This window comes from Piscinibacter sp. (genome assembly GCF_050175855.1).
Classification (GTDB): Bacteria; Pseudomonadota; Gammaproteobacteria; order Burkholderiales; family Burkholderiaceae_C; genus Piscinibacter.
Genome location: NZ_JBFXIO010000306.1, coordinates 1 through 6,406, shown reverse-complemented (window position 1 = coordinate 6,406; position 6,406 = coordinate 1). Strand labels below are relative to the sequence as shown.

Here is a 6,406-nt window from a genome sequence, read left to right as displayed (position 1 = left end):
AGGCACCGAATCTGCTGCCGCTCGAACTCCGACAGGCGGCCAGCCGCTACCCGGTGACGCTGTACACGCTCGCGAACAACTGCGAGCCCTGCGGCGAAGCGCGCGAGTTGCTGCGCAAGCGAGGCATTCCCTACGCCGAGCGGCAGGTGGTCACCAGCGAGGACAGCGAGGCCTTCCAGAAGCTCACCGGCGGCCGAGAGGCGCCGGTGCTGGCCATCGGCACGCAGCAGCTCAAGGGCCTGTCGCCGGAAACCTGGAACAGCTACCTCGACTCGGCCGGCTACCCGCGCGAATCGAAGCTCCCGCCGGGCTATGCCTTCGCCTCGCCGCAGCCGCTCACCGAGCGGCAGGCGGCGGCGCCGCGGCCTGCTGCTGCGCCGGTGCCCCCGCCGGCAGCCGAGCCGGCGCCGGCCGCACCGGGTTCGATCAGGTTCTGAGCGGCGGCGCCGCGATGCGCCGTGCCGGCAGGCTGCCGGCACCCACCGCCGCGCCCATCAGCCAGAACAGCGCAGAGGCCCCCACGGCTGCGCCGAGCGCGCCGAACAGCAGCGGCATCAGCGCGCTGGAGAAGTTGATCGTCATCGAGCGCAGCGCGATCGCCTCGCCATGCCGCTCGGCCGGCGTCAGCTGGTGCAGCGTGGTCATGATCATCGGCTGCACCGCACCCAGCGCCAGCCCGAGGGCCACCGCCAGCACGCCCATCCACCACGCCGTGGCGGCCAGCGGATAGAGCGCGAACACGCCGGCCGTCCACAGCATGCAGCCGGCCAGCACCTGGCCTTCGCGAAGGTGCTGGGCGATCAGCGGGATGGCCAGGCGGATCGCCGCCACCGCCAGCGCGAAGACGCCCAGCACCAGGCCGATGGCCGAAGCGGAGAAGCCCCGCTCGTGGCCGAGCACCGGCACCAGGAAGGCGTGCACGTCCCAGCTCGACGAGAGCAGCCAGTTCACCGCCAGCAGCCGGCGCAGGCCAGGGGTACGCAGCAGGTCCCATGCGCGAAGCGACGCCCCATCGGCCGGGCGCAGGCGCGGCGCCTCCTTGGGCACGCGGCGCGCCCACGCCAGCGCCGCCAGCGGCAGCAGCAGCAACACCGCATAGGCGGCGCGAAAACCACCGAGGTCGATCAGCGTGCCGGCGATCACCGGCCCGATCACGTTGGCCAGCGCGGGGGCCAGCCCGAGCCAGCTGAACACGCGCTTGAGCGCAGTGGTGTCGGCGGCATGGCGCCCGGCGGTGCGCTGGATGGCGATCAGCCCGACATTGGCGCCCGCGCCGACCAGCAGTGCCGCCACGCACATGGCCGCGAAGGTCCACTGCGGCACCCAGGTGACGGCCAGAGCCACCGCACCACCGAGCACCGTCAGCGCGACGGCGATGCGCATCGGGTGGTGGTAGCCGCGCCGGTCGGCCAGGCGACCGGCCTGCAGGGCGAGCACGATAGGCGCGGCGGCGAACAGGCCCATCAGCACGCCCACCACCCACGCCGCATGTCCTTCGCGCAGCGCCTGCAGCGGCGCGGCCATGCGCACGCCGGTCATGCAGCCGTGAAGGCAGATCTGGCCGACGATCAGCGCAACGAGAATGCGGCCCAACCCGGCATGGCCCACGTCAGGAGACGTCCTCGTCCTCGCCGGCTTCGAGCCGGGGCAGCAGCGCCTGGGCGCGCTGCTCCCCCACCGCCTCCACGGTCTTGAGGCGGCGTGCCATCGCGCGGCTGCGCACCTCGGCAGCGTCGATGGTGTTGGAGGCTTCCTCGAGCTTCTTCTTGGTCTTGGCCAGCACATCGCCGAACTTGGCGAATTCGGTCTTCACCGCGCCGAGCACTTCCCACACCTCGGCGCTGCGCTTCTCCAGCGCCAGCGTGCGGAAGCCCATCTGCAGGCTGTTCAGCGTGGCCAGCAGCGTGGTCGGGCCGGTGAGCATCACGCGGAATTCGCGCTGCAGCGCCTCTGAGAGACCCGGCCGGCGCAGCGCCTCGGCGTACAGGCCCTCGGTGGGCACGAACAGGATGGCGAACTCGGTCGTGTGCGGCGGCGCCACGTACTTCTCGCGAATGGTCTTCGCCTCCAGGCGCAGGCGCTGCTCGATGGCGCGGCCGGCCGCCTCGGCGGCGGCCATGTCGGCGCGCTCCTGCGCGTCGAGCAGGCGCTCGTAGTCCTCACGAGGGAACTTGGCGTCGATCGGCAGCCACAACGGCACGCCGTCGGCGCGCTGGCCCGGCAGCTTGATGGCGAACTCGACGCGCTCGCGGCTGCCCGGCACGGTCTCGACGTTGGTGGCGTACTGCTCGGGCGTGAACACCTGTTCCAGCAGGCCGGCGAGCTGCACCTCGCCGAACACGCCACGCGTCTTCACGTTGGTCAGCACGCGGTTGAGCGAGCCCACGTCCTTGGCCAGGCCCTGCATCTCGCCCAGGCCCTTGTGCACCTGCTCGAGCCGGTCGGCCACCTGCTTGAAGCTTTCGCCGAGGCGCTGCTCCAGCGTGGCGTGCAGCTTCTCGTCGACGGTGGCGCGCATCTGCTCGAGCTTCTTCTCGTTGTCGGCCTGGATCGCCTGCAGGCGCTGCTCGACCGTGGCGCGCACGGTGCCGATCTGCTCGCCGAAGGCGTCGGCGAAGCGCCTCAGTGCCGCGTCCTGCGATTCGCGCGCCGCCTGCGACTGCTGCGCGAGCGATTGCGTCGCCTGCTGCAGCGACTGGCCAACGAGCTGCTGCATCGTCGCCAGCTGGGTGCGGAAGGAATCGATCTGCTCGTTCTGCGTGCGCGCGACGTCGCCCTGCTGGGCCAGCAGCGTCTGCTGGAAGAGGGCCATCGCCTGGGTCAGCTCCTGGCGCGTGCCGCGGGCGCTGTCCTGCACCTCGGCGCGGATCTCGCGGCCGGCGCGCTCCTGGTCGTCGCGCAGGCCCTGCTGCCATTCGTCGCCGCTGCGGCGCAGCAGCAGGACCACTAGCAACACCAGGTTCAGCGCCGCCAGGGCCAGCGCCGCGACGATCATCCAATCGGCCATTCAGCGATTGTGACAGCGCGGCGCGCGCGGTCGCCTGCAAGAAATCCGGCGAAGCGCTATCGTCGCCGCCCTCGGCCCACAACATCCCGAAGCGAGGCAAGCCATGGTCACCCTGAACATCAACGGCAAGACGCGAACCGTCGACGCCGAAGCCGACACCCCGCTGCTGTGGGTGCTGCGCGAGAACCTGCAACTCACCGGTACCAAGTTCGGCTGCGGCATGGCGCTGTGCGGCGCCTGCACCGTGCACATCGACGGCAAGCCGGCCCGCTCCTGCTCGACGCCGGTGTCGGCGGCGGCGGGCAAGAAGATCACCACTATCGAGGGCGTGGGCGCCACGCGCACCGGCAAGGTGGTGCAGGCCGCCTGGGCGAAGGTCGACGTGCCGCAGTGCGGCTACTGCCAGTCGGGCCAGATCATGAGCGCTTGCGCGCTGCTGGCCGAGAAGAAGGCGCCCTCCGACGCTGACATCGACGGCGCGATGAGCGGCAACATCTGCCGCTGCGGCACGTACAACCAGATCCGCGCGGCGATCAAGGACGCGTCGGCCACGCTGACGAAGGGAGCCTGAGCATGGATGAACTGACCACCACCCGTCGCGGCTTCCTCAAGAGCGGCACCGGTGCCGCACTCACCATCGGCTTCGCCCTGCCGCTGGCCTCCGGGCGGCTCGAGGCGGCTGCGCCGGCCGTCTTCGCGCCCAATGCCTGGCTGCGCCTGACCGGCGACGGCACCGTCACCGTGATGTGCGGCTCGGCGGAGATGGGCCAGGGCGTGCTCACCGCCATCCCGATGATGCTGGCCGAGGAACTCGATGCCGACTGGAAGAAGGTGCGCGTGATGCAGGCACCGGTCGACAAGGCCTACGACAACCCGATGTTCGGCATGCAGGCCACCGGCGGCAGCACCACCGTGCGCGCGCACTGGGAGCCGCTGCGCAAGGCCGGCGCCGCCGCGCGCGAGATGCTGGTGGCCGCGGCCGCCGCGCAGTGGAAGGTGCCGGCCGGCGAGTGCCGCACCGAAGCCGGCCAGGTGATCCACACGAGTGGAAAGAAGCTCGCCTACGGCGCGCTCGTTCCGGCCGCCTCGAAGCTCGCCGTGCCGGCCGAGCCGAAGCTCAAGGACCCGAAGGACTTCCGCATCCTCGGCAAGCCCACCCGGCGCCTGGACACGCCGGGCAAGATCAACGGGACGGCGAAGTTCGGCATCGACGCGCAGGTGCCCGGCATGCTGGTGGCGGTGATGGCGCGTGCGCCGCAGCCCGGCGCCAAGCCGGTGAAGGTCGACGATACCCGCGCCAAGGCGGTCAAGGGCGTGCGGCAGATCATCACCATCCCGCACGGCGTGGCGGTGCTGGCCGACGGCTACTGGGCGGCGAAGAAGGGCCGCGACGCGCTGGTGATCGACTGGGATCTGGGCGGCGCGAAGGACCTGTCCACCGCCAAGGTCACCGACATGCTCGCCACCGGTGCGAGCCAGGCCGATGCGATCGCGTTGGACGCCGGCAACGTCAAGGATGCCGCGGCGACGAGCAGCCGCTCGCTGGACGCCACCTACGAGGCGCCCTATCTCGCCCATGCCTGCATGGAACCGATGAACTGCACGGCCTGGGTGCGTGGCGACACCGTCGAGATCTGGGCCGGCACGCAGAGCCAGGGCCCGAGCCAGGGCATCCTCAGCCAGGTGGCCTCGGTGACGCCGGCCAAGGTCAAGGTCAATACGCTGCTGCTCGGCGGCGGCTTCGGCCGGCGCTTCGCGCCCGACTTCACCATCGACGCGACGCTGCTGTCGAAGATCTCCGGCAAGCCGGTCAAGCTGGTCTACACCCGCGAGGACGACACCGCCGCCGGCTTCTACCGCCCGGCCTCGGTGACCAAGTTCGAGGCGGCGATGGACGACAAGGGCATGCCGACCATGCTCAAGTGCGGCGTCGGCTCGCCCTCGATCATGGCGGCCTCGGGCTTCATGAAGATCCCGGACAACGGCGTCGACAACTTCGCGATGGAAGGCATCGCCGACCACCCCTACGACATCCCCAACCAGCGCCTGGCCTACGGCCGCGCCGAGCCGGGGCCGCAGGTGTGGTTCTGGCGCTCGGTGGGCCACTCGCAGAACATCTTCTTCATCGAGAGCTTCATCGACGAGCTGGCGGTGGCAGCCAAGGCCGATCCGTACGAATACCGCCGCGCCCTGCTCGGCAAGCAGCCGCGCTACAAGGCCGTGCTCGAGCTCGCCGCGCAGAAGGCGGGCTGGGGCACCCCGCTGCCAGCCGGCGTGCACCGCGGCATCGCGGTGGCGCAGAGCTTCGGCAGCTACGTGGCGGAAGTCGCCGAGGTGTCGATCGGTGCCGACGGCACGCCCCGCGTGCACCGCGTCGTCGCGGCGGTGGACTGCGGCATGACGGTCAACCCGCTGACCATCGAGCGGCAGATCGAGGGCGCCATCGTCTATGGCCTGTCGGCGGCTCTGTACGGCCGCATCGGCTTCAAGGACGGCCGCGTCGAGCAGGGCAACTTCAACGACTATCCCGTCCTGCGCATGAACGAGATGCCGAAGGTGGAGGTGCACATCCTGCCCAGCACCGAGAAGCCCGGCGGGGTCGGCGAGCCGGGCACGCCGCCGATTGCACCGGCGGTGGCCAACGCGATCTTCGCGGCCACCGGCCAGCGGCTGCGCCGCCTGCCGTTCGACGGCGCGCTGCTCAGGAAGGCCTGACGCCGCCTTCGGCGATGCGCTGGCGCAGGTGCGCCAGCGCTTCCTCCACCTGGTCGACCAGCACGAGGCACAGGTCGCCGGGGTTCAGCGCCGCCAGGGCCCGGTCGATGGCGGCGAACTCGCCGCGGATCTCGTCGACCTCGCGCGTGCGCGGTGCGCCCTTCAGGCCCTCGCGCAGCAGCGACATCACCTCGCCGTCGGCGCGGCCGCGCTGGGCGGCGTCCTGGTAGAGCAGCACGCTGTCGAAGGCCGCGCCGAGGATCTGCGTCTGCTCGCGGATGTCCTCGTCGCGCCGGTCGCCGGCGGCGCTGATTACCACGCTGCGGCGCTTGCCGGGCATCGCGTCGACGGCCGAGACGAGCGCGCGCATCGCGTCGGGGTTGTGGCCGTAGTCGGCGATCACCGTCGCACCGCGATAGTCCATGACATTGAAGCGGCCCGGCGCGTTCTGCGTGTCGTTGACGAAGCTGGCCAGGCCGCTGCGCACCGCGTCGAAGTGCAGCCCGCAGCCCCAGGCGGCAGCCACCGCGGCCAGCGTGTTCTCGACCTGGAAGGAAATGGTGCCGCCACGCGTGAGCGGCACCTCGCGCAGCGGCAGGCGGGCGCGTGCCGAGCCTTCGACGGCGACGATGTCGCCGCCCTCGACGAATACCGAGCGGCCGCCCTTGGCGCGGTGCGCCACCA

Annotated in this window: 6 protein-coding genes; 3 read left to right on the top strand and 3 right to left on the bottom strand. The window is 71.2% G+C overall.

Translation table 11 applies throughout. The annotated features are described in order from the left end of the window. On the top strand, window positions 1-437 hold a 437-nt coding region (locus AB7U92_RS19630), incomplete at its 5' end, for a glutaredoxin family protein (protein ID WP_428580863.1). Here the strand turns inward: AB7U92_RS19630 and AB7U92_RS19625 are convergent. Both AB7U92_RS19625 and rmuC read right to left on the bottom strand, forming a co-directional pair. After that, window positions 427-1,608: an MFS transporter gene (locus AB7U92_RS19625; RefSeq protein WP_428580860.1), complete on the bottom strand. Its 1,182-nt coding sequence runs from the start codon at window positions 1,606-1,608 to the stop codon at window positions 427-429. The two genes, AB7U92_RS19630 and AB7U92_RS19625, sit on opposite strands and share 11 nt — an antisense overlap. A gap of 1 nt (window position 1,609) precedes the next feature. Beyond that, window positions 1,610-3,007: a DNA recombination protein RmuC gene (gene rmuC, locus AB7U92_RS19620; RefSeq protein ID WP_428580857.1), complete on the bottom strand. Its 1,398-nt coding sequence runs from the start codon at window positions 3,005-3,007 to the stop codon at window positions 1,610-1,612. A gap of 103 nt (window positions 3,008-3,110) precedes the next feature. Here rmuC and AB7U92_RS19615 point away from each other — a divergent pair, with 103 nt between their 5' ends. Together AB7U92_RS19615 and AB7U92_RS19610 are read left to right on the top strand one after the other, a co-directional pair. Beyond that, a complete protein-coding gene (locus AB7U92_RS19615; protein WP_428580854.1) occupies window positions 3,111-3,578 on the top strand; it encodes a (2Fe-2S)-binding protein in 468 nt (155 codons plus the stop codon). Window positions 3,579-3,580: 2 nt separating this feature from the next. Further along, the gene (locus AB7U92_RS19610; protein ID WP_428580851.1) at window positions 3,581-5,722 is read left to right on the top strand and encodes a molybdopterin cofactor-binding domain-containing protein; all 2,142 of its coding nucleotides are present in this window, start codon (window positions 3,581-3,583) and stop codon (window positions 5,720-5,722) included. On the opposite strand, the gene AB7U92_RS19605 is transcribed toward AB7U92_RS19610, so the two are convergent. Then, window positions 5,709-6,406: glutamate ligase domain-containing protein (locus AB7U92_RS19605; RefSeq protein WP_428580848.1), on the bottom strand; the 698-nt coding region annotated here is incomplete at its 5' end. The genes AB7U92_RS19610 and AB7U92_RS19605 overlap by 14 nt on opposite strands.

What these genes read in the sequence shown, in the direction of transcription:
- AB7U92_RS19610 (WP_428580851.1), top strand. Translation starts at nt 3,581, where the DNA reads ATGGATGAACTGACCACCACCCGTCGCGGCTTCCTCAAGAGCGGCACC.
- rmuC (WP_428580857.1), bottom strand. Translation starts at nt 3,007, where the DNA reads ATGGCCGATTGGATGATCGTCGCGGCGCTGGCCCTGGCGGCGCTGAAC.
- AB7U92_RS19615 (WP_428580854.1), top strand. Translation starts at nt 3,111, where the DNA reads ATGGTCACCCTGAACATCAACGGCAAGACGCGAACCGTCGACGCCGAA.